This window comes from Aliiglaciecola sp. 2_MG-2023 (genome assembly GCF_030548145.1).
Taxonomy (GTDB): Bacteria; Pseudomonadota; Gammaproteobacteria; order Enterobacterales; family Alteromonadaceae; genus Aliiglaciecola; species Aliiglaciecola lipolytica_A.
In genome coordinates this window covers 115,412-137,665 of sequence record NZ_JAUORY010000008.1, presented here as the reverse complement: position 1 = coordinate 137,665, position 22,254 = coordinate 115,412, and the positions used below count along the sequence as shown (strand labels likewise).

The 22,254-nt window shown below is 40.6% G+C and carries 22 protein-coding genes; 18 read left to right on the top strand and 4 right to left on the bottom strand.

The genetic code is table 11. The features are described 5' to 3' along the window. Window positions 1–94: 94 nt before the first annotated feature. Together cutA and Q4567_RS10545 are read left to right on the top strand one after the other, a co-directional pair. Window positions 95–415 carry a divalent-cation tolerance protein CutA gene (cutA, locus tag Q4567_RS10550; RefSeq protein WP_216047862.1) on the top strand — a complete coding sequence of 107 codons (321 nt, stop codon included), beginning with the start codon at window positions 95–97 and terminating at the stop codon, window positions 413–415. Further along, the gene (locus Q4567_RS10545) at window positions 412–2,235 is read left to right on the top strand and encodes a protein-disulfide reductase DsbD (RefSeq protein WP_216047861.1); all 1,824 of its coding nucleotides are present in this window, start codon (window positions 412–414) and stop codon (window positions 2,233–2,235) included. The genes cutA and Q4567_RS10545 overlap by 4 nt, the downstream gene beginning before the upstream one ends. Before the next feature lie 201 nt (window positions 2,236–2,436). Here the strand turns inward: Q4567_RS10545 and Q4567_RS10540 are convergent, their stop codons facing one another. From Q4567_RS10540 to Q4567_RS10530, 3 genes are all read right to left on the bottom strand, one after another. After that, window positions 2,437–6,993 (bottom strand): EAL domain-containing protein, encoded by a 4,557-nt coding sequence (locus Q4567_RS10540; protein WP_216047860.1) that lies wholly within the window; start codon window positions 6,991–6,993, stop codon window positions 2,437–2,439. A gap of 219 nt (window positions 6,994–7,212) precedes the next feature. Next, window positions 7,213–7,842, bottom strand: coding sequence for a uracil phosphoribosyltransferase (gene upp / locus Q4567_RS10535; RefSeq protein WP_216047859.1), 630 nt, complete (start codon window positions 7,840–7,842; stop codon window positions 7,213–7,215). Between the two features lie 10 nt (window positions 7,843–7,852). Beyond that, the gene (locus Q4567_RS10530) at window positions 7,853–8,437 is read right to left on the bottom strand and encodes an ACP phosphodiesterase (RefSeq protein WP_216047858.1); all 585 of its coding nucleotides are present in this window, start codon (window positions 8,435–8,437) and stop codon (window positions 7,853–7,855) included. 211 nt (window positions 8,438–8,648) lie between these two features. On the opposite strand from Q4567_RS10530, the gene aroQ reads away from it, so the two are divergent. From aroQ to Q4567_RS10450, 16 genes are all read left to right on the top strand, one after another. Further along, window positions 8,649–9,098, top strand: coding sequence for a type II 3-dehydroquinate dehydratase (gene aroQ, locus Q4567_RS10525; RefSeq protein ID WP_216047857.1), 450 nt, complete (start codon window positions 8,649–8,651; stop codon window positions 9,096–9,098). Window positions 9,099–9,109: 11 nt separating this feature from the next. Then, entirely contained in the window at window positions 9,110–9,556 is a 447-nt protein-coding gene (accB, locus tag Q4567_RS10520) for an acetyl-CoA carboxylase biotin carboxyl carrier protein (protein WP_303500323.1), read from the top strand. Between the two features lie 14 nt (window positions 9,557–9,570). Then, window positions 9,571–10,914, top strand: a complete 1,344-nt coding sequence (gene accC, locus Q4567_RS10515) for an acetyl-CoA carboxylase biotin carboxylase subunit (RefSeq protein ID WP_216047855.1) — start codon at window positions 9,571–9,573, stop codon at window positions 10,912–10,914. A gap of 270 nt (window positions 10,915–11,184) precedes the next feature. Next, entirely contained in the window at window positions 11,185–11,973 is a 789-nt protein-coding gene (locus Q4567_RS10510) for a MipA/OmpV family protein (protein ID WP_303500322.1), read from the top strand. Between the two features lie 176 nt (window positions 11,974–12,149). Further along, on the top strand, window positions 12,150–12,800 hold the full coding sequence (locus tag Q4567_RS10505; protein WP_216047854.1) for an OmpW family protein: 651 nt from the start codon (window positions 12,150–12,152) through the stop codon (window positions 12,798–12,800). Window positions 12,801–13,003: 203 nt separating this feature from the next. Beyond that, window positions 13,004–13,675, top strand: coding sequence for a response regulator (locus Q4567_RS10500; protein WP_216047853.1), 672 nt, complete (start codon window positions 13,004–13,006; stop codon window positions 13,673–13,675). Beyond that, complete coding sequence (locus Q4567_RS10495) at window positions 13,676–14,974, top strand: ATP-binding protein (protein WP_216047852.1); 1,299 nt, start codon at window positions 13,676–13,678, stop codon at window positions 14,972–14,974. A 44-nt stretch (window positions 14,975–15,018) separates the two neighbouring features. Next, window positions 15,019–15,348 (top strand): cupredoxin domain-containing protein, encoded by a 330-nt coding sequence (locus tag Q4567_RS10490; protein ID WP_252729018.1) that lies wholly within the window; start codon window positions 15,019–15,021, stop codon window positions 15,346–15,348. After that, window positions 15,338–16,096 (top strand): hypothetical protein, encoded by a 759-nt coding sequence (locus Q4567_RS10485; RefSeq protein ID WP_216047850.1) that lies wholly within the window; start codon window positions 15,338–15,340, stop codon window positions 16,094–16,096. Before Q4567_RS10490 ends, Q4567_RS10485 begins: the two co-directional genes overlap by 11 nt. Continuing rightward, complete coding sequence (locus tag Q4567_RS10480; RefSeq protein WP_216047849.1) at window positions 16,093–16,806, top strand: hypothetical protein; 714 nt, start codon at window positions 16,093–16,095, stop codon at window positions 16,804–16,806. The genes Q4567_RS10485 and Q4567_RS10480 overlap by 4 nt, the downstream gene beginning before the upstream one ends. Before the next feature lie 118 nt (window positions 16,807–16,924). Further along, complete coding sequence (locus Q4567_RS10475; RefSeq protein ID WP_303500319.1) at window positions 16,925–17,380, top strand: TlpA disulfide reductase family protein; 456 nt, start codon at window positions 16,925–16,927, stop codon at window positions 17,378–17,380. Window positions 17,381–17,393: 13 nt separating this feature from the next. Then, window positions 17,394–17,618: a DUF4266 domain-containing protein gene (locus Q4567_RS10470; protein WP_216047847.1), complete on the top strand. Its 225-nt coding sequence runs from the start codon at window positions 17,394–17,396 to the stop codon at window positions 17,616–17,618. After that, a complete protein-coding gene (locus Q4567_RS10465; RefSeq protein ID WP_303500318.1) occupies window positions 17,609–18,901 on the top strand; it encodes a DUF3570 domain-containing protein in 1,293 nt (430 codons plus the stop codon). Before Q4567_RS10470 ends, Q4567_RS10465 begins: the two co-directional genes overlap by 10 nt. 90 nt (window positions 18,902–18,991) lie before the next feature. Further along, complete coding sequence (locus Q4567_RS10460; RefSeq protein ID WP_303500388.1) at window positions 18,992–19,825, top strand: FAD:protein FMN transferase; 834 nt, start codon at window positions 18,992–18,994, stop codon at window positions 19,823–19,825. A gap of 148 nt (window positions 19,826–19,973) precedes the next feature. After that, window positions 19,974–20,795, top strand: a complete 822-nt coding sequence (locus tag Q4567_RS10455; RefSeq protein ID WP_303500317.1) for an aminoglycoside 6-adenylyltransferase — start codon at window positions 19,974–19,976, stop codon at window positions 20,793–20,795. A 166-nt stretch (window positions 20,796–20,961) separates the two neighbouring features. Next, complete coding sequence (locus Q4567_RS10450) at window positions 20,962–21,864, top strand: DUF6492 family protein (RefSeq protein ID WP_303500316.1); 903 nt, start codon at window positions 20,962–20,964, stop codon at window positions 21,862–21,864. A gap of 104 nt (window positions 21,865–21,968) precedes the next feature. On the opposite strand, the gene Q4567_RS10445 is transcribed toward Q4567_RS10450, so the two are convergent. Next, window positions 21,969–22,178: a cold-shock protein gene (locus Q4567_RS10445; protein WP_008846166.1), complete on the bottom strand. Its 210-nt coding sequence runs from the start codon at window positions 22,176–22,178 to the stop codon at window positions 21,969–21,971. Window positions 22,179–22,254: the final 76 nt, after the last annotated feature.

The following is a 22,254-nucleotide window of genomic DNA, read 5'->3' as shown; positions in this document are numbered from 1 at the left end:
ATTCTATACAGTGCTAAAAGATCAAAACACTTTTTTTTGAAATACATGACTTATTATTAATGTCTCCTATGGACAGAGTATAAAAGGTGTAATAATGAGTTCGCAATTTTGTATAGTTTTAACCACTTGCCCAACGAAGAAACAAGCTGAAAAAATTGCTAGTGAGTTGGTAAACCTTAAGCTCGCTGCTTGCGTGCAGATATCTCAGCCGATAACATCGTTTTATCATTGGGAAGATGAAGTCGTTACTGACGCAGAAATGCACTTAATAATAAAAACAATGTCGAATAAATTAGATGATGCACTTAAGTTGACTTTAAGCTTGCATCCCTATGATATTCCTCAGTGGATTATTCTTGATAATGCCTCCGCTAGTGAAGCATATTTAAATTGGATTGAAAGTAGCCTTAAATGAACTTTAGACGTCTTATATTGTTAACCGTATTTGTATTATTACCTTGGATGAGCTTAGCTCAAAGCAACCAAGCTTTTGATGATTTATTCGCAGACGAACCGACATTTTTGCCTGTAGAGCAAGCATTTCAGTTTGATTTTGACCAGAAAAACGACCAGCTTTTTTTGCGTTTTAATATTGCACCGGGATATTACTTATACAAAAACCAATTTAAGACAGTGGTAAAAAACGCTGAAATTAGTCAGCCAATTTACCCTGAAGCACTTATCAAAGAAGACGAGTTCTTCGAAGAGCCTCAGCCTGTTTTTTACGACCAAGTAGAGATCAACTATAGCGTACTCAGGTCGGAAAAAGATGCGGTAGTAAAACTTCAGTATCAAGGCTGTGCTGATGCGGGTTTATGTTATCCACCAACGGTTCAAGTGGTTTATTTGGACGAGGTGCTTGAAGCAGCAAGTACAACACTAAACACCCAAATGAATCAAAGTAGTGGGGCCAAACCAAACAATGATTCAGTGCCAGTTTCTCAACAATTTGAGTTAGCAGACTTACTCAAAGGTGAACAATTACTTATCCTCAAATTAGCTGCTTTTTTATTGTTGGGGATTGGCTTAGCCTTTACGCCTTGTGTTTTCCCTATGTACCCAATCCTATCCAGTATTGTGATTGGTCAGGGTAAATCAATCAGTACCTCAAAAGCATTTAGTTTATCTTTTATGTTTGTGCAGGGCATGGCAATCACCTATTCAATATTGGGATTAGTCATTGCATCCGCAGGTGCTCAATTTACCGCGTATTTACAGAACCCTTATATTTTAGGGGGGTTAATCGTTATTTTTGTGTCTCTTGCATTCGTGATGTTTGGTGCGTACGAATTGCAATTGCCGTCTAAATGGCAAGAAAAACTTAATGGATTGAGCAATAAACAAAAGAGCGGCAGCTTTATTGGTGCTTTTGTGATGGGCGTGATTTCGGGATTAGTTGCCTCTCCTTGCACCACGGCACCGTTAACTGGCATTTTATTATATATAGCCGAACAGGGTGATCAGTTGCTAGGCTTCTTTGCATTGTATGCATTGAGTTTAGGAATGGGTATTCCACTGATCTTGTTTGGGGTAACTGGCGGTAAATTACTTCCTAAAGCAGGCAATTGGATGAACGTAGTGAAAGTTGCATTTGGCTTTATGATGCTCGTTGTTGCTCTGACCTTTTTAGAGCGCTTAGTCAGTAATATTTGGATCGAATATGTGTGGTCTGTGTTAGGGCTTTCTGCTTTTACGTACTTTTATGTGATGAACCTCAATACTGCCACGACCCTTTGGAAGGGGATCCGCAGCCTAGTTATTTTTGCGGGGTTAATTGGCTCAGTATTATATGCTTATCACCAGTTCAACCAAAGCCACTCGACCGCAATAACAGCGGCAACATCTTCAACAAATATTGACGGCAGTAATCACCCTAAATTTATACTGGTGAAAAACTTACAGGACTTTGAAGAAAAGTTAACTGCAGCCAACGCACAAGGAAAATCAGTGATGGTCGACCTTTATGCCGATTGGTGTGTGGCTTGTAAAGAGTTCGAAAAGTACACCTTCCCAGCTCCTGAAGTAGTGGATGCCCTATCCGATTCAGTTTGGATGCAAATCGATCTCACGGATAACACTGCCACTAATATTGAATTTCAACAAGCCTTTGACGTATTGGGATTACCCACTATTCTATTTTTTGATTTACAAGGCAATGAATTGTCCTCTGCAAGGGTAACCGGATTTATGAAAGCCGGCCCCTTCGCAAAGCATGTAAATCAGGTATTAAACTAACGGTTGCTGAGAAGCAAAGGGTCAGTTTAGCGCTGCATCGTTAAATGCTGAGATGAGCTGAATTTTGACTATTAGTCCGCCGCTATAGCGTTTTCCTATGCTTGTTAAAATGAAGGCAAATAAGGATCTTCATGTTTTGGGTAGGCGACTAGCAGAGGCTATTTATCTAAGCTGCGAAATATTAAAGGGATTTAATTTTGTTTACTGCAACCAGCTTTTCGCAAGCAATGCAGCGGTTTCATCTTCAGGCACTGGTTTAGAATAAAAATAACCTTGTAGGTGATTACAACCATGTAATTTAAAGAAATCAATTTGTTCTTGTTGTTCAATACCTTCAGCTACACAATACATATCAAGGCTCTCAGCCATGCGCAGTGTAGTTAAGACTAAGGCTTCGTTACTCTTGTTCTTACCAATATCATCAACAAAGCTTTTATCCACTTTGAGTACTTGAATAGGAAACTCTTTTAAATATTTGAGCGATGAATAGCCGGTACCAAAATCATCGAGCGCAATAATAAATCCATGTTCGCGCATAGACTCCATATAATGCAATGCGCGCTCATAGTCTCTCATCAATGCACTTTCGGTAATTTCAAATCGTAACGTCGAAACCGGTAACCCATACTGCTCTAATAACAATACAATATGGTCAATGGAGATTTGTCGTTCAAAATGTCGCGCTGAAAGGTTAACGGATAAATACACCTCTCGCCCTTTACTCTGCCATTCGCTCAACACCGGCATAGCGCGCTCTAACGCATCCCATGTCATATTCTCAATCAGTCCTAACTCTTCAGCCACAGGAATGAATTGATCCGGCGGAACCATGCCATTAGTGTCAGGCCAGCGCATTAATAACTCAAATCCACCTACCACACCGGTATTGATATTAACGATTGGTTGGTAATAATTGATAAAGGCCTTACTTTGATGGGCCTTTTTCAAGCGATTTTCCATTAATAATCGGTCTTGCGCTTTTTCATTCATATGTTGCGTGAAATACTGAAAATCACTGCGCCCTTGCTCTTTTGCGTGGTACATCGCTAAGTCTGCGTTTCTCAACAGTTCTTCAGGCGTGTCTGCATCGCCAGGGTAAATCGCGATACCCACGCTAGAGGACACACTAACAGTTTGATTACCCAATTGTATTGGCGCTTCAAGAATCTCAATAAGCTGCTGAGCCAAAATACTCAGGCGATCAGGGTGTTTAACTTCTTCAACCATGACAACAAATTCATCACCACCTAACCTAGCCACGGTGTCATCTTGTCGCAATAAATTAGTTAAACGCTGAGCAACAACCTTGAGTAGTTCATCACCGGCTTTATGCCCTAAACTATCGTTAACCTGTTTAAAGCGGTCTAAATCGATAAAAAATATACCCATTTTAGATTTGTGTCTGGCTGCGTGATCAATACCATGCTTAATTCTATCTAACAGTAACGTTCGATTGGGAAGGTTAGTCAGGCCATCAAAATTAGCTAGGCGGCGAAGTTCATTTTCAGCCTCTTTTTGCTCGCTAATATCCGACATGATCATCAAATAATAATCAATTTCACCCTGCGCACGCATACTGGCAATGGAAGTCATATTAATCAGCACGTTAGACACTTTGTCGTTGTCGATTACTAGTTGCTCCTCCCCTTTCCAATGCCCTGTCACTCCAAGCTCGGATAGTTTTTTCCAGAATCGAGGAGGATATTCAGCGTTCAGCTTAAATAAGCGGTTTAATTGTGTTTTTAGGTCGCCATTTTCATCAATACCAAAGGCTTCACAAAACGCAGTGTTAACGGCTACCGGCACCATCTCGGTATTAAAAATAACAACCCAATCCCGAGTATGTTTAAATGCCTCACCAAATAATCTAACCTTTTCTCGATCCGCGACTGTTTCTGTCACATTGCTATAGGTTCCCGCGACAACACTTCTTAATCCGCTATGGTCAACAACTTCATTACCCACATCACGATACCAAAACCATTCACCGTTTCTGGCCCGCAATCGATAAGTGACATCTAAACCGTGACTATTTTTATCAATAAATGCCTGCCAGTTAGATTCAAATAATGCTCGGTCATCTTCGTGAATCAAATCAAGATGTGCATCAAAACTCATTAAATTATCATCAGATTTGTAATCTAACTCATCAGAGATTCTCGGCGCATAAAACTGGTTGGTATCTGAGCGCCACTCCCAAACATTACTGTTACTCGCACTTAACGCCAAAGTTAGTCGGTTTTTGCTCTGCAGAGCTTGTCCGTGAGCTGCCATTACCTGTTTATTTTGAAGATCCCGTCGATACCACCAGAACAACACCAAAGACACGAAAATAAAAATGTAAATGGCGTACGCTGCGGGAGACAACCAAGGCGAATATTTTACGAAAATATGCACAGAAGCAGGTGAGCTCTCAACACCAGTGGTAGGATCAAAAGCAATCGCAGAAAAAATGTATTCGCCTGGATCTAATTTAGGGAAGGTAACTTGAGAGTCTGTCGTTGCCGGATAAATATAACTGTCGGTGCCATCAAGTCTATATTGGTATTGAGTGGTGTTTTGATGTTCAAACGACAGCGTAGAAAACTCAATGGTTAAGCCTGCATCTTTATGATCAAGAAGCACCACCCGTTTATCCAAATTCACCAAAGGCATTTTTAATGAGTTAGAGCTTAGCTTGATAGACGTAATGCTGACTTGGGGTGGGTTTCCATCATGTGCTTCAAACGCTAAAGGATCAAAAATGGTTAACCCTTTCTGAGAGCCGTATACCAAGCGTCCATCCTGCAACACTATATGCGACAAGCCATTAAATTCTTTTCCGTCTAGTCCTTGGGAAATTCCGTACTGCTGGAGATAGGGGCCTGAGGGATCAAACTTAAGCAAACCAGCATGGGAACTCATCCAAATCGAACCGCTCTTATCTTGGTGGATGCCATAAATCATATTACTGGGCAATAGATCTTTTTTGTCGAAGCCATACTTAGGTGTATAGATCGTCGAATCTAACCCCACCAGACCAGCTCCTGGGTAAGCGATCCAAAGCGTCCCATTATTATCTTCAACGATACTTTCTGGATATACAGGTTGCCCCATACTTGCTCGTTCTAATTTGTGCACACTTTGCAGCGAGTCACTTTGCGTATTATAAGCCCACAACTGTTCTCTTTGAGCTATCCATAATATGTCTTTGAACAGTTTGCTAACACTCAAGAAGCCGTAAGACGCGCTAGCATCAATTTGCTCATTCAAAGTATCGACTTCTGTTACCACACCAGTGACCGCATCATATTTATAGAATTTTTCTAAATTGCTTAACCAATAAAAACCATTATTATCTTTGGCAAAGCTATCCATTCTGCTATTTAAAAGCTTAGCAACGTCTGAGTTAACACTCTTCGGTGGAGAAAAGGTATTGGTAATAGTATCGAAAGACCATAGCCCACCGTCAGTATTCAACAATAATGTTGTATCACCAAAAGTTTCTATGTCTCTTATTCTCGCCCTTTTGAGCCCTACAATATCTTCTGTAAACCAATGTCCGCGCAATTCATGTTCTTTGAGATCATAATAATTCAGGCCATTACTGGTACCAATCCATAAACCGTCATCATTAAACTGCGCAAAAGACTTCACACTGTTACTGCTTAACTGAATGGTTTCATCTTTGTTTTGACTCACGTTTTCGAATTTAACACTTTGCGTCGACCAGTACAGCGCACCATCGAAGGAAGAGCCAATCCACAGGTTCCCTTTGTTATCCATATCAACGGCAGTAACGTTATCGGAGGATAAGTAGTAGCGACTATCGGAAGGACTAAAATAATGCTGCAGTTGTGCAGATGGCGGATCATAACTGAACAAGCCTTGCTCTGAACCTATGTATAAACTACCGTAACTTGTTTCATAAATTTCTAAAATAGGAATGCTCAAAGCATGATCGATGAGACCAAATTGATTATTCTCATCGAACATTAAGCAAAATAGGCCTATTTCACTGCCGATCCATATTTTGTTATCACTGGCTAAAAACAATTTAGTGATAGGTTCATCACTCGTCTTGTCCTTTAATTTTATCTGACGTTCGTTACCTGTATTGAGCTCAATCTCGAACAAACCATCGCTGCGCCCCAACAAAAGTCTATCCTCTAAAAACAGCGTGGCATTGATTTGGTATTTAGCGACTTGTTTATATTCGGGCAATTTATATAACAGCGATGCTCTTCCCAAATCAGGGCTAACGATATAAACACTGCGCTCTGTGGACACGATAATTTGGTTATTTGCCAATTGGTTGATACTAGTGACCCTATCAGACCAAGTACTTTCACCCTCAGAAAAGTCCTCGATGAGGGTAGTCTCCCCGGTTTTTGTGTCGATTTTAAATAAGCCGGACCGTCGAGTACCAACCCAAATATTTTGATTGTTATCTTCGAAGATTGTGTCGATAGAAATATCGGCAAGTTGCATTTGATTACCATCAAAATGCTTAACTCGATAACCATCAAATCGATTCAGCCCGGCTTGGGTTGCTACCCATAAAAAACCACTTGAATCAATTAGTAAGTCATTGACGGTGTCTTGAGACAACCCTTGGGAAGTTGATAACTGAGTAAATTTGGGTTCGTTGATTAACGGTGCGGCTGAAACCTGAGATACGCTAAAAAATGCAAAACTTGCACACAACACGAGTCTAAGAAACTGACAGAAGTGAGTTAATCCGCAAACAACAACACGATTTTTAAGCTTTTTAAACAAACTTAAAAGTACCCCACAGTTCAATCTGTTATAGATTTAGAATGTAAAATTAATGAACAAAATCTGAGTTTACACAGGTTAGCCCAAGAACAATAGAAAAAACCGGCTATCAAAGGCCAAACTAAACTAAAGTTCTATATGCGATTAATACTCAACATCAGTTAATAATCAACGATTCTAATTAAACCATCAACATTGTTTTAAAAATCAGTTATACAATCAACGAGTGCCAAATATCTTATCACCGGCGTCTCCTAATCCTGGCAATATGTAACCTCGGTGATCTAATTTTTTATCTATCGCTGCCACATATATGTCAACATCAGGATGTTTTTTAACCACCTCTTTGATTCCTTCAGGCGCGGCCACCAAAAAAAGCCCGAGTATCTTTTTACACTTTTTCTTTTTTAACAGATCTATGGTGGCGATTAATGTTCCACCCGTGGCTAACATGGGATCAACAATTAACGCGGTACGCAAATCGACATCTTTCACCACTTTATCAAAATAGGCTACCGGCTCTAGTGTTTCTTCATCACGATATAACCCAACAACACTTATTTTAGCATTCGGAATCAACTGCAACACACCATCCAGCATTCCTAACCCAGCCCGGAGGATTGGTACCACAGTGATTTTCTTACCTTTAATTTTGGACACTTCGATTGATTCTCCTGTCCAACCAGGAATATTGACTTTTTCGGTTTTCAAATCCCGTGTCGCTTCATAAGTTAAAAGGTTGCCAACTTCACTGGCTAGCTCGCGAAAATCTTTGCTACTAATCCCTTTAGCTCGCATCAAACCAATTTTGTGCAAAATCAACGGGTGTTTAATTTCATGTACTGCCATAAGTGATCCTTTAATCTAATTGAACTGTTTGCACATAATGTATGAGTTCGGGATAGAACTCCAAAAAATCTTGTTCTATCTCATCATGATACAAATTCATAAATTGATAACCGTCTTGTGCGAATTTAATGCGCATATTTAGACGTTTTTCAATCTGTTGATAAGCGCCAAAACAATTTTCCCGGTCATCATAATTTTGTAACCATCGATGTTTTAATAAACCTGCACGAACAGACGCAAAGTGTTGACTGTGCTTAAGCGGTTCTGCTTTCAATTGCTGATAAAATTCAGTCAGCACCTGTTGTTTCGGTTGAGCGGTAAAATTTTGCCAATGTACAGATAATAAATGATCGAAATAAATATCAATAATAACACCAGAAATACGCCGTAAATCGGCTGGAAACTTTTTTCTCATCGCACTAACAACTGGGTGATGATCTGTGTAAGAGTCAATTTTTCTATGTAAACGCACACCATGCTGCACTGCGCCAGGAAGATGTTGTAAATTACTTCCTTTTACAAAGTCCCCTAAAAAATTACCCATTAAGCTCGTTTGGGATACATGAGCTAGATGAATATGGGCTAAATAATTCAATAAATATTACCTTTTGCGCTAAAACCTAAAAAAGATGCAGGAAACTTCGCTGATAAGACCAGTATTTTGCTGCTAATTAACCACTATTCTCTATAATTACTACAAACAACTTTTAATTGATTGTTTTTCAGGCGATTCTTATTTGACTTTAACCAGATTTACGTTAAGAGTATCGCAACAATGAAATTTAAAAGAAGATAGCGACAAATTCGTGAAATTTTTATTATTAAACGGTCCAAACCTTAATATGCTGGGAAAGCGTGAACCCACGATATACGGGTCGAAGACTCTACAAGATATTGTAGATGAATTGAAAATTCTAGCAAATCAGGAAGGTGTTGAATTGCAGCATCTGCAGTCCAATGCGGAACATGAACTGATAGATAGAATTCATGATGCTATGGGGGAAGTAGATTTTATTATTATTAACCCCGGTGCATTTACCCATACTAGCGTGGCTATTAGAGACGCTTTATTAAGTGTTAGCATTCCGTTTATTGAAGTGCACCTTTCAAATGTGCACGCACGAGAAGAATTTAGAAAACATTCCTATTTATCCGATATTGCCAAAGGGGTAATTTGTGGATTAGGAGATTACGGTTATAAAGCAGCTTTAATTGCTGCCAAACAACATTGCCAAATTAATTTAATGAGTAACTAAAGAGAGCTTAAATGGATATTCGTAAAATAAAGAAATTGATAGAACTAGTTGAAGAGTCTGGTATTTCGGAACTTGAAATTACCGAAGGTGAAGAGTCAGTACGCATTCATAGGGCTAGCGCTTCTTCACAAGCTCCCGTGCAATACGCACCAGCTCCAGCACCTGTAGCCGCGGCTGCTCCAGCCCCAGTTGCCGCAGCACCAGCCGCAACTCCAGAAGTGTCTGGTCATGTGCTTAAATCTCCTATGGTTGGAACTTTCTATCGTTCAGCTTCACCAAGTTCACCTGCTTTTGTAGAAGTGGGTCAAAAAGTGAATGTTGGAGATACTTTGTGTATCGTTGAAGCAATGAAAATGATGAACCAAATCGAGGCAGATAAAGCAGGTGTCATAAAACAAATTTTGGTAGAAAACCAAGAGCCTGTTGAATTTGATCAACCCATGTTCGTAATCGAATAAGCGAGCCAATTATCATGCTTGATAAAGTCTTAATTGCGAACCGGGGTGAAATAGCACTTCGAATTTTGCGTGCATGTAAAGAGATGGGAATTAAAACCGTCGCTGTACATTCCACCGCAGATAAGGATCTGAAACACGTTTTGCTTGCAGATGAATCAATCTGTATTGGCAAAGCTTCAGCCACAGAAAGCTATTTAAATATCCCCCGAATCATTGCCGCTGCTGAAGTATCTAATTCAGTTGCTATCCATCCAGGATACGGTTTTTTAGCTGAAAATGCAGAATTTGCAGAAGCAGTTGAAAAAAGTGGTTTTATTTTTATTGGTCCTAAACCTGAAACTATCACATTGATGGGCGACAAAGTGTCGGCAATCAAATCTATGAAAGCAGCGGGTGTTCCATGTGTGCCAGGTTCTGATGGTCCTCTTAATGACGATCCAGAGCGCAACAAAGCCATTGCTAAACGAATCGGTTACCCAATTATCGTTAAAGCAGCTGGCGGTGGTGGCGGACGAGGCATGCGCGTTGTGCGTGAAGAGTCAGAACTAATCAATGCGATTTCCATGACTCAAAGCGAAGCCGGTGCGGCCTTTGGTAATGCTACTGTGTACATGGAAAAATTCTTAGAAAACCCACGTCACGTTGAAATTCAAGTGCTGTCTGATGGTCAAGGTAATGCAGTTCATTTAGGTGAACGTGATTGCTCAATGCAACGACGTCATCAAAAAGTAGTGGAAGAAGCACCTGCACCGGGCATTAATTCAGAAACCCGTGAGCGAATTGGTGAGCGTTGCCGTAGAGCCTGTATCGAAATTGGCTATCGTGGCGCGGGAACCTTTGAGTTTCTTTATGAAAACGGCGACTTCTATTTCATCGAAATGAATACACGTATTCAGGTTGAACATCCTGTCACAGAAATGATCACTGGTGTGGATTTGATTAAAGAGCAACTTCGTATTGCTGCTGGTCAACCTTTATCCATTGAACAAAAAGATGTTCAGATTCGCGGTCATGCCATTGAATGTCGAATCAATGCAGAAGATCCAGCGACCTTTATGCCTAGCCCTGGAAAAATTAATATGTTCCATTCGCCAGGTGGTTTCGGTATTCGTTGGGAATCTCATATATATGCCGGGTACAGTGTACCTCCTCACTATGACTCTATGATCGGTAAGTTAATCGCTTATGGAGAAAATCGTGACGTGGCAATTGCGAGAATGCGACATGCCCTTGATGAATTAGTTGTAGAAGGAATTAAAACCAACATTTCCCTACAGCAAAGCATTATGGCAGATGAAAACTTCTTTAACGGTGGTACAAACATCCACTATTTAGAGAAAAAGCTTAAACTCGCATAATCTATGACGTAAAGGGCCTATCTAGTCTAAATTAGGTAGGCCCTGATTATTCCTCTCCCTGCTATTCAATAATTTTTCGTGTCCGTATTGCTATCTCTGTACTGCTTCAACGACTTTTAAAATATTAAACTTGAGCTCATTCCATTTACTGTAGTAAGTTTTCGATACTATATGTATTCGAACGGTATTTTTGTGAATCTAACACCAAGCCTCTTATTGCCTTTTCTGGCGCTTATTTGCCTTCCTTGCCTAGCTCAAATCGATACCACTATGGACGATGAACACACCAAAAAACCACTTTGGGAGGCAGGTATCGTCGGTGCTGGATTTAGCACCCCAGAATATCCAGGCGCAGCTAAGAATCACAACAATGGGTTTGTAGTCCCTTTTTTTATTTATCGCGGCGATATTTTCAGAATAGGCGAAAATAGCGTTATACGTGCGGTTGCGGTGGAAAAGGATTGGATAGAAATAGATTTGTCTATTGATGCTGCTTTTAGCGCAGACTCCAGTGACGACTCAGTGCGCGCCGGTATGCCCGATCTGGATTTTGTCTTCGAGGTAGGCCCACAAATTCGTCTTAAGCTTTTCGAAAGCGGTAAAAAAGCCACTGGTCTTCAGCAAATCCAATTAAAAGTACAAAGTCGCGCGGTATTCTCAACTGATTTTTCATCATTATCCCACCGAGGATATGTGTTGAACCCAGAATTGACCTACCAATACATTGGCACATTGCAATCCGAAGATCGCTTTAGAATTAGTGTATCGCCTAGTTGGGGCACAGAAAAACTGCACGACTATTTTTACCAAGTTGATAGCCAATTCGCCACCCAACAGCGGCCTGCATACGATGCAAAACAAGGCTATTTGGGTCTGGAACTCTCTACCGGCTACATGTTCAATGTGACCCCTACTGTTCGCATGTTTATGAGTGCGACCTATCATTTCCATAATGCAGCCGCCAACCTCGACAGCCCCTTATTAGTGGATAAAAATAATTATGCTTTTGGAGCAGGTGTAATTTGGCAGATTAAAAAAAGCAGCGAATATCAAAACTAAAAGGCGCAAAATACATTCCCATTGTGCAATTCAGCTATTCTTGAGTCATGTATTATAAAACTTTGATTTACATCAATGTTTCGAGCGTTTTTGGTTGAGCCAGATCAATATCAGAAAAATTCAATGCCGTAAGCTTTCCCCATCAAACTTAAACACATATTTCGATGGAGAAACACATGAAAAAACTAGCAGTCTATCTTGCTGTAGCTATCGCTCTTGGCGCTACTAATGCACAAGCCTACACAACCGGTGATATGATTTTACGTGCCGGTGTAACCACTGTTGCACCAGATGAATCAAGCAGTAATGTTTTTATCGGTAGCACGGATGTTGGTGTTGGCGTGAATGTAGATAACAACACTCAGTTAGGATTAAATTTTGCGTATTTCTTGTCACCCAATTGGGCGATTGAAGTACTAGCAGCAACGCCTTTTGAACATGATATTGGTTTAGACACAGTGGGCGCATTAGGCTCAACAAAACACTTACCGCCTACTATCTCAGCTAATTACCACTTCTTAGATGCCGATAGTGCATTTCAGCCTTATGTTGGTTTAGGTGTTAACTACACTATTTTCTTCAGTGAAGATTTCACCGCAGCCAATCAAGAAGCGGGCTTTAGTGACTTAGAGTTAGATGACTCTGTTGGTTTGTCTGCACAAATCGGCTTTGATTACATGTTGGACGACAATTGGTTTGTTAACGCTTCAGCGCGCTATATAGATATCAGCACTGAAGCAACATTTACTAATAATGGGACTGCTGGAACAGTGGATGTGGATATTGACCCATTTGTTTATTCACTGACTGTTGGTTATAAATTTTAAACCAACCCCAAACGACGATCAAAACGGGCACTGAAGTGCCCGTTTTTTTTGGCTAAAAATTCTGTCGTCTATTTATCTGCGTTAATACTATTTTAAGGTAAACTTTCTATAATGATAGGGAAGATCAATATGCAATTTGTAACTGACTTAACCTATTGTCAATTTCCCAACCGATTGCTGTAAATGAAAAAGAATCAATTATTATGCGTATTTTATTAGTAGAAGACGACCACGCGTTATCGGAAGCCTTAAGCAAATCATTGCGAACCCAAGGCTATGCCGTTAATTGTGTGTTCAACGGCAAAGACGCGATAGCCGCGCTAAACTCAGACGATTGCAATTTAATGATTCTTGACCTTGGATTGCCGGATATGGATGGGTTAACCTTACTTGATAAAATCCGCAAACAAAAAAACCCGATTCCAACACTGATATTAACCGCCCGTGACTCTACCTCGGATAAAATCCAAGGCTTAGATAAGGGCGCAGATGACTATCTGCCAAAACCGTTTGAAATGTCAGAATTATTGGCCCGTTTACGTGTGATGGAAAGGCGGTTAGGCACCTCTCAACAGTCCTTAGTAACCTGCGGACCAGTCAGCCTAGATATTACTCATCACTTATTGATAATTGATAATCAACCAATAGAAACCTCCCGTCGTGAATTTACCCTGCTGAAATCCTTAATGGAAAATCTTGGGCGTATTCAATCCAAACAACAACTGGAATCTAAGCTATATGAATGGGGCGATGAAGTGGCAAGTAATACAATCGAAGTTCACATTCACAATCTGCGCAAAAAATTACCTGAAGATTTTATTAAGACCGTTCGTGGTGTAGGCTACAGTATAAATCAGCGAGCCTACCCTGCTTAAATGGATTCAATTCGTAAATATCTGACTTTACTTCTTATCAGTGCCATCGCGCTGATTAGTTTCATTGCCGCACTGCAAGGGTATCGTTCAGGAATGCAAATGTCGTCGGTTTTATTCGACGCTGAATTGAAAACACTCGCTCAGAGTATTACTAACCTACCTAATCAAATTAACGATACGATTCCCGCGTCAAATGAAGATCTAGCGATTCAAAGTTGGTCAGCTAACAACTTAGTTTTGCGCACAAGTAATGTGCCATTAACCCCAATAGCGCCGTTTGAAATCGGTTATTCCGACCAGAACTTCAATGCCCAACGATGGCGGGTTTACGCTAGCTTCAATCAACAAACCTTTACTTGGGTTTTTGTTGCTCAGCCTTTAAAAACTCGGTTTGAGCTTACCGAAGAAATGATGATTTCAGCGATGACACCATTTTTTGTTGCTATCCCAGTTTTAGCGTTAGCGATTTTCTTGCTCGTTACCTATGGTTTAGCACCGCTGCGGGAACTAACCAGTCAGTTGTCTACTCGACGAGAAAACGACTTTTCGGCTATTGAGCTGTCTCGAACGCCAGAAGAGTTATTGCCAACGGTGAACACTCTTAATAGTTTGTTAACCAGGTTGAATTCCGCATTTGAGCGGGAAAAGCAATTTGCCAGTCATGCCGCACACGAGTTAAGAACGCCACTGAGCGTACTGAAAATAAATTTGCACAATTTACAGCAGAGTCAATGCTCAGACTACGAAGATATTAAACATTTACAACAAGATACTGATCGAATGATTCATGTTGTAAATCAAATTTTGCTATTAAGTCGTACCAATCCTGAAATAATTTCAGCCAACTTTGACACTTTTGATCCTTATAAAATAGCGCAGAAAGTCATTTCCGATATTTATGTAAATATCGATAAAAAAAACCAAAATATTGAACTCAATGGTGAGTCTTGTGAATTTCGGGGAAATGAATTTGCGCTTTACACCTTGCTGCAAAACCTGATTAGTAATGCCAATAAATACACACCAGAGAATAGTGATATACGGATAAACTTAAGTCTGGATGATAAATGTTTACACATTAACGTTGACGATTCAGGGGCCGGTATTCCCGAACATGAGCAAGCTAAATCTACCTTACGTTTTTATCGTGGTCAGAATCATCAAAAAAGTAAAATCGAAGGAAGTGGATTAGGCTTATCCATAGTCGAACAAATAGTCGCTATGCACAATGGCAAGCTTACACTAGGTAAATCCGACTTAGGTGGTTTGAGTGTGCTTGTTGAGCTTTATTCTGCATGAAAAACTTGCTCACCAGAAGGATTCAAAACGTCTTGCAGAAATTGATGATAGGGTTTGTTGCGCTATCATTTAACGCCTTTGCCATCGACGAAATTACGATCACGATTCGAAATCATCTATTTTACCCGCCAGAAATTGATATTCCGCAGCACAAAAAAGTAAAAATCACCTTTATCAATCAGGATGATACTCCTGAAGAAATTGATAGTTTCGACCTCAACAGAGAAAAAGTAGTGTTTGCAAATAGTCGCTCAAGTATTTACGTCGGTCCTTTAGATGCCGGTAGGTATCGTTACTTTGGAGAATATCACCCCAATACAGCAATTGGCTTTGTTAACGTCGTGTCCACTGAGGAGAATCAAGATGTTAAGTAATACAGTGGTGCTTTTCTTAAAAGATGCGTTACCGATCTTTTGGGCGATAGCCATTTTAATCGTCTTGATACCGAACTGGCGGCACTGGCTACCTCTTGGTATTGCTTGCGGCATTATTGTTTGCTTGAGCGTATTCAAAAATATCGGTTACATCTCTGAATTAGCAGATGGCTTGGGATTTGAATTTTTAAAAATCATTTTGCTTATTCTGTGTTACATCTTTGCGCTGTGCTTTTTTGTTAATCGTCCCCTTAGACTCAGTTTGACCGCCCGTGTTTTAGCCACATCTTTTGTTACTTGTATCATCATTCTAAATGCCAGCAACCTATTGCTGTTTTATGTCAGTTTCTGGCAAGTCAACGAACAGAGTAATTCGTTATTTTTAGGGTTAATTTTAGGTATTGGAATCTGTACAAGCATTGCCACGTTACTTGTACTGCTATTAAAACCATTACAAAAAGTCAAAGTGGCCCGCTATCTGTTTTTAATATTTGCTGTCGGTCAGTTCTCTCACATCGCCAATTTATTGCAACAGACAGACTTGGTCACCTCACAAAAAATTTGGAGCACTGAGCAATTCATTTCAGATGAAAATGAGATCGGCCAATTTCTTACCACATTGATAGGTTACGAGTCATCGCCAACAGGATTATATATTTTGATTTATTTAGCAGCTTTGATAGTGCCGATTTTGATGGGCTGTTTCCTGAACACAACAAGAAGCGTATTTATGGAGCAAAAAATATGAAGCTTTTCAGCTTTTTATGTGTACTCATAAACTTGATATTTTGCCCGCTGGTCTTCGCCGATGAAGGCTCTGTCGACAAGGTATACCACCCCTATGTTCTACCAAATGAGCGAGAAGTAGAATGGCGATTTGCCTCGCGCCAGAATGATGACGGTAACTTGCTAACCCAACGTTTTGCCTTTGGAACTGCAGTTTCAGAATACATGACTCTAGAATTCTATTTAGTCGCAGCCAGAGACGAAAACGACGACTTTGGCTTAGCATCTTATGAAGTAGAAGCTCGCTGGATGCTGACAGAACAAGGACAGTATTGGGCTGACTGGGGCGCGCTGTTTGAAATTGAAAAAGCCCATGACAGAGACCTATGGGAAGCAACGTCTGGTATTTTGATCGAAAAAGAATTTGGTTCTACTAGTTTAACCACTAACTTTTTACTCAGTTATGTATGGGGTAACGATAGAGGTATCGATACCGAAAGCGAAGTCATTCCCCAATTCAGGCTTAAATACAGATATCGTTGGCACCCATGGCTTCAACCCTCAGTAGAAATCTATACAGGAGAAAACTTTGTCGGTATCGGCCCTGCATTTATGGGTATCCAACGCTACCAAGGGCAAAAACAATTAAAATGGGAATTAGGTTTTATCTCCGGTTTCAATGGCGATAGCAAAGACCATACTTTACGCTTTGTGCTCGAGTACGAATTTTAAAGTTCGGACGCAAACCCCTATTCCCCATCCAAAAACTTAATCTGTATTCTCAAAGCTTAAGGTTCGCTTAAGGTTGATAACTTACTCTATCTCCATTGTGGTTTAGATTAAGTAATTTATGCGTCTTTTGCTGTTAACCCTGTTTCTATTAATACACTTCCAATCGAGTGCTTTACCGGCACCCGACTTTCAATTGCAAGATATCAAGTTAAGTGACTACAAGGGCAAAGTAGTCTATTTGGATTTCTGGGCATCATGGTGCAAACCTTGCCGAAAATCCTTTCCTTGGATGAATGAAATGACCCGCAAATACGAGTCTGAAGGCTTGGTCGTGTTAGCAGTAAATTTAGATAAAGACGGCAAACTTGCGCAAAAATTCTTAACTAAATATCCGGCTCAATTCAAAATTGCCTTCGACCCCCAAGGCAGTTTAGCCAGCCAATATCAAATTCCAGGTATGCCAACTAGTTACTTAATTAACAGGCAAGGTGAACTTGTGGTCGCTCACAAGGGATTTCATGTAGATAAATCCGCATCTTATGAACAAGAAATTGTCACGCTACTTAACCAATAGGAGAGCGTAAAAAATGAAACGAAAATATACGATTTTTATTGCCGTGATCGCAGTGTTGCAACTAGCTGGTTGTGCAAATTTAGGTGTCCAACCTTGGGAGCGCGATCTATTAGCTAAAGATGAAATGGCACTGGATTCCGAAGGTGTAGATATTGGTCTAGATGATCATATTTATTTTAGTAAGGAAGCGACCAGTGGTGGACGTTCATTTGCAGGCGGAGGTTGTGGATGCAACTAAAACAAAGCAAAAACGTCAGTGCCCTGCTTGCTGCGGCGTCTTGCGCTTTATTAGGCACAAGCGTCCAAGCTGAAGACAATGCCGAGGAATGGAAGTTCGATACTGCCATTTTGTACTACGGTGAAACGGACAGAGTGCAACTTGTAGAAGGTGTATTCAACGCCAATAAAGACTTCGGCAATGAACACTATTTTAATGGTAAGTTGGTAATCGATACACTAACCGGAGCTTCGGCATCAGGCGCGGTGGCGCAATCTGGCGTACAAACATTTACCCGTCCTTCTGGTAACGATTCTTATACTGTAGAAGGGGGTGAAACACCTCTAGATGATACATTTAGAGATACTCGGGTACAGGCAAGTGGACAATGGACACAACCTTTAGGTGAAAACTATCGGGTTAGTGGCGGGTTACAAGTTTCCAAAGAATATGATTATTTATCCATTGTTGGAAACGGTTCGCTGGATATGGATCTAAATCAAAGAAACACGACACTGTCAGCAGGAATGTCCTATGCTTTTGACAGCATAGATCCGGTAGGTGGCCGTCCTGTGGATTTTGCCAGCATGGTCGTAGATAACGGACAATTCGATAGCGCCGAAGCCTATCAACAAGCATTTGATGCAACTCGAATACAAGGTAGTGAAGAAAAAGACACCATAGATTTGCTGTTTGGTGTCACTCAAGTGATTAATCGCCGTATGTTGATGCAGTTTAACTACAGCTTGTCGATGTCTGATGGTTATCACAATGACCCCTACAAAGTGCTCAGCATAGTTGACCAGCAAGGAGTAACCCAAGACATAGTGCATGAGTCTCGTCCGACAGAGCGAACCAAGCACAGTGTGTACTGGCAAACCAAATATGCCCTTGATCAAGGTGTGTTAGATTTTTCTTATCGTTTCGCAACTGACGATTGGGAAATAGACTCTCATACGATTGACACTCGTTTTCGATATAACCTATCGGAAACCAGCTATATCCAGCCGCATATTCGTTATTATCAACAAAATGAGGCGGAGTTTTACAACCCATTTTTGTCGCAAGCAACGCCTCTTCCTGAGCATGCCAGTGCAGATTATCGCTTAGGTAAGATGACAGCTATTACGCTGGGACTAAAGTACGGTATGCAATTAGAAAATGGTAACGAACTAGCGTTTCGTTTGGAGTATTATCAACAGACCCCAGAAAATGCTGGATTTGAGCAACCAGGTTCTTTAGCCGATGAAGATCTGTATCCCGCTTTAAAAGCAGTGATAGCACAGGTAAGCTACAGTTTTTAGCGGCTTGTTTGAGAACAAGATATGCGAAACACTGAAATGCCTTTCACTATAGAGCAACGAGGCGACCATATTTGTGGTCGCTTTTCTGCTATGGCCAGTCCTTGTGAGATATTGCTGGACAGTGAGGATACAAACCTCGCTAAAACACTCACTAAAATTGCTTACACAGAAAGCAAACGAATCGAAAATAAATATAGCCGTTATCAAAACAACAATGTGATGCATAGGCTAAATCAGAGTAACAATCAGGCCGTAAAAATTGATTCGGAAACAGCCAAACTGCTTGCCTTTGCCAATACCTGTTACCAAATTAGTGAGGGGTTATTTGATATCACTTCAGGAGTGCTAAGAAAGGCCTGGCAATTTGATGGTTCAGATAAAATCCCTGAGCATGCACAAGTAACTGAATTGTTATCTTATTTAGGTTGGCAACATGTTACTTATACCTCCGATTCAATCACCTTACCAGTAGGTTTTGAATTAGATTTTGGCGGTATAGGAAAAGAATATGCGGTTGATTGCGTTGCTAAAGCATGCCAGCAAGTAGCGCCAAATGTATCTGTTTTAGTTAACTTCGGCGGTGATATACAAGTTACCCAAGCGCGCAAATCACAGCCATATTGGCAGGTGGGAATCGAAGACCCAAGTAATGCTTCTGGGGGCATTGCCATGGTTAATATTGCCAGTGGTGGACTGGCAACAAGTGGCGATGCAAACCGCTACCTGCTTAAAAATGGAGTTCGATATAGTCACGTTCTAAATCCGAAAACCGGTTACCCGATCCAACAAGCACCGCGCTCTGTAACCGTCGCGGCTCAACATTGCATTCAAAGTGGTTTGCTAGCAACTTTGGCACTCTTGCAAGGCCAAAACGCAGAAACCTTTCTCCAGCAACAAAACTGCAAACATTGGTGTTTTTGGTAGCCCCCTTTTTATCCTTCAATCTATTTACTCCTTTGAAAATTAATGCGATTCTGAAATGCTGCTTTGCGAAGTAGAAAGGAGAAGCCGAAGGGATTGTAAAATTAGGCTTGGATTCAGTGAATTCGAGCCAGCAAAGGAGCATGGTTTCATGTCAAATATTCCAACTACTTTACTTGAGCACCAACGAAGTTTTTTAACTAAACTGACCTCTCAAATATCGAAAGATGAACGATTTGTGGGTCTCGCCCTATCGGGATCTGCAGCAGAAAATAAAGTCGATAGATTCAGTGATCTGGATTTAGTCATTGCCGTTTTGCCATCCCACCTTGAGCAGGTAATGCAGCAACGTCAGGCAATAGCTGCAAACATGGGAAGGCTAGTCGCTTGTGCAACAGGAGAGCATGTAGGCGAACCTAGACTGTTAATTTGTCTGTTCGATAGCGAAGAGCCATTGCATGTTGATTTGAAGTTTGTGTCTATAGAAGACGCCCATCAGCGGGTAGATACGCCTGTCGTATTATGGGAGGTAGATAATTGTTTAAGCCAAATATATCAAGGCGGCGAAGGACATTATCCCATCCAACCGCCTCAATGGTTCGAAGATCGGTTTTGGATTTGGATGCACTATGGTGTAACAAAAGTAGCTCGCGGCGAACTATACGAAGCCCTAGACTTCGTGTCGTTTATACGACAAACCGTGATTGGACCTTTAGGTATGTTTAATCATGGATTTGAACCCAATGGTCTACGTAAAATTGAGTTCAAACTACCAAAGTTATCTCAGGAGTTAGCCAAAACAGTTGCACAAAATGATAGAAAGTCATTATTTATTGCCTTGGAAAGATTAGCCGAAATTTATGTTTCGCTAAGGCAAGAGCACATCGAGCAACTTGAATTAAAAGAAGCAGCTCAGCAATTGGCGATGGCCTACTTGCACAAAGAAGCATCAACCAAACAAGTTGAGCTATAAACTAGATAATCACATAAAGGCTATAAGGTAAATTTAAGGCAATTCAATGGATTGCCTTTTTATTCAAAACTCAAGTAAAGTAGCGCAGATGAATAGTCACTGCCACTGTTGAGCAATGTTTGTCGTTGTTTAATCAATACATCAGAGAATTTAATAGGATAATAGAATGACAATTGGTGCAATTTTACCATTGAGTGTTAGGGGAAGTTACGATGTGGATGACTTAGGTAGAACTGAAATCCTTTTCAAAACTCTAGACGCATTCTGTGAACCCGGTTTATTCTCAAAGTTTTTGATTGTTACCCCGCCAGACGAAGTACAAATAGTCACTGAAAAAGTAAGACGCTGGGCACAATTTAATCCCGTGGTGATGTCTGAAGAGGATCTCGTACCAGAATTGGGTAAACATCAACATATGCGCGGCTGGCGAAAACAACAAATTGTCAAAATAGCTGCACACACACAATTCACTGACGAATTTTACATTACCTTCGACGCTGACGTTATTTGTTTGAAACCCCTGTCTATAGAAAAGTTGATTGTTCAAGGCAAAGCACTACTGCAATACGAACCCCGCAGTTTTCACCCTAAATGGTGGAAGTCGTCTGCCCGCCTATTAAAAATGTCTCCAGAGGTAGGTGATACTTCAAAAGGTATGCACGTAACCCCGGCAATATTATCGACTAAGTTAGCCAAGCAACTGACCGAAGAATTAACCACACTTTGGAAAAAAGATTGGGTAAAGGCATTATGTTCATTGCACAACCCTAAACATCCTGGGAATTGGCGGATATCACGATTTTTGATGCTGAAATGGACAGAGTATTCGCTGTATTATCTGTGTTCGATGAAAAATAAAAACCTAGATAAGTTTCATATCACCGCAGGAAGTCAGACCCACCCACAGTTATTACTAATCCATGATTCTCATCCATATGAAGATTGGGATACGGCGAAAAGCTTTTCATCAGATTGCCCAGGGCTTTTCTGTGTAGTTGGCAGTAAATCTCGATTAGAACCAGAAGAAGTCTGGCAACGGATTAGTCCATTTGTGCCAGTTAAATCGTAATAACAGTCAAGAATGGCATAAAAAGGCAATAAAAAAGGCAATCATGTGATTGCCTTTTTTGAGTTTTCTATCAATTCGTTAGACTAGTCTAACGATAAATTGAATTAGATAACTTGAATGTTCTCAGCTTGAGGACCTTTTTGGCCTTGGCCGATAGTGAATTCAACTTTTTGACCTTCTTTAAGAGTCTTGAAGCCGTCACCAACGATTGAACGGAAATGAGCGAAAACATCAGGGCCGCCTTGCTGCTCGATGAAACCAAAACCTTTATCTTCGTTGAACCACTTAACAGTTCCTACTACTTTATCAGACATATTATATCTTCCTGTAAAAATTAAATTGGGTGCCAAAATTGGCAGGTTTAGCATAAAAAGAGACCGAACTTAAAAA

Bases quoted from the DNA above. Each gene is read 5' to 3' on its own strand.
- cutA (WP_216047862.1), top strand. From the start codon at position 95: ATGAGTTCGCAATTTTGTATAGTTTTAACCACTTGCCCAACGAAGAAA.
- Q4567_RS10545 (WP_216047861.1), top strand. From the start codon at position 412: ATGAACTTTAGACGTCTTATATTGTTAACCGTATTTGTATTATTACCT.
- upp (WP_216047859.1), bottom strand. From the start codon at position 7,842: ATGGCAGTACATGAAATTAAACACCCGTTGATTTTGCACAAAATTGGT.
- accB (WP_303500323.1), top strand. From the start codon at position 9,110: ATGGATATTCGTAAAATAAAGAAATTGATAGAACTAGTTGAAGAGTCT.
- accC (WP_216047855.1), top strand. From the start codon at position 9,571: ATGCTTGATAAAGTCTTAATTGCGAACCGGGGTGAAATAGCACTTCGA.
- Q4567_RS10510 (WP_303500322.1), top strand. From the start codon at position 11,185: ATGGACGATGAACACACCAAAAAACCACTTTGGGAGGCAGGTATCGTC.
- Q4567_RS10505 (WP_216047854.1), top strand. From the start codon at position 12,150: ATGAAAAAACTAGCAGTCTATCTTGCTGTAGCTATCGCTCTTGGCGCT.
- Q4567_RS10500 (WP_216047853.1), top strand. From the start codon at position 13,004: ATGCGTATTTTATTAGTAGAAGACGACCACGCGTTATCGGAAGCCTTA.
- Q4567_RS10495 (WP_216047852.1), top strand. From the start codon at position 13,676: ATGGATTCAATTCGTAAATATCTGACTTTACTTCTTATCAGTGCCATC.
- Q4567_RS10490 (WP_252729018.1), top strand. From the start codon at position 15,019: ATGATAGGGTTTGTTGCGCTATCATTTAACGCCTTTGCCATCGACGAA.
- Q4567_RS10485 (WP_216047850.1), top strand. From the start codon at position 15,338: ATGTTAAGTAATACAGTGGTGCTTTTCTTAAAAGATGCGTTACCGATC.
- Q4567_RS10480 (WP_216047849.1), top strand. From the start codon at position 16,093: ATGAAGCTTTTCAGCTTTTTATGTGTACTCATAAACTTGATATTTTGC.
- Q4567_RS10475 (WP_303500319.1), top strand. From the start codon at position 16,925: ATGCGTCTTTTGCTGTTAACCCTGTTTCTATTAATACACTTCCAATCG.
- Q4567_RS10470 (WP_216047847.1), top strand. From the start codon at position 17,394: ATGAAACGAAAATATACGATTTTTATTGCCGTGATCGCAGTGTTGCAA.
- Q4567_RS10465 (WP_303500318.1), top strand. From the start codon at position 17,609: ATGCAACTAAAACAAAGCAAAAACGTCAGTGCCCTGCTTGCTGCGGCG.
- Q4567_RS10460 (WP_303500388.1), top strand. From the start codon at position 18,992: ATGGCCAGTCCTTGTGAGATATTGCTGGACAGTGAGGATACAAACCTC.
- Q4567_RS10455 (WP_303500317.1), top strand. From the start codon at position 19,974: ATGTCAAATATTCCAACTACTTTACTTGAGCACCAACGAAGTTTTTTA.
- Q4567_RS10450 (WP_303500316.1), top strand. From the start codon at position 20,962: ATGACAATTGGTGCAATTTTACCATTGAGTGTTAGGGGAAGTTACGAT.
- Q4567_RS10445 (WP_008846166.1), bottom strand. From the start codon at position 22,178: ATGTCTGATAAAGTAGTAGGAACTGTTAAGTGGTTCAACGAAGATAAA.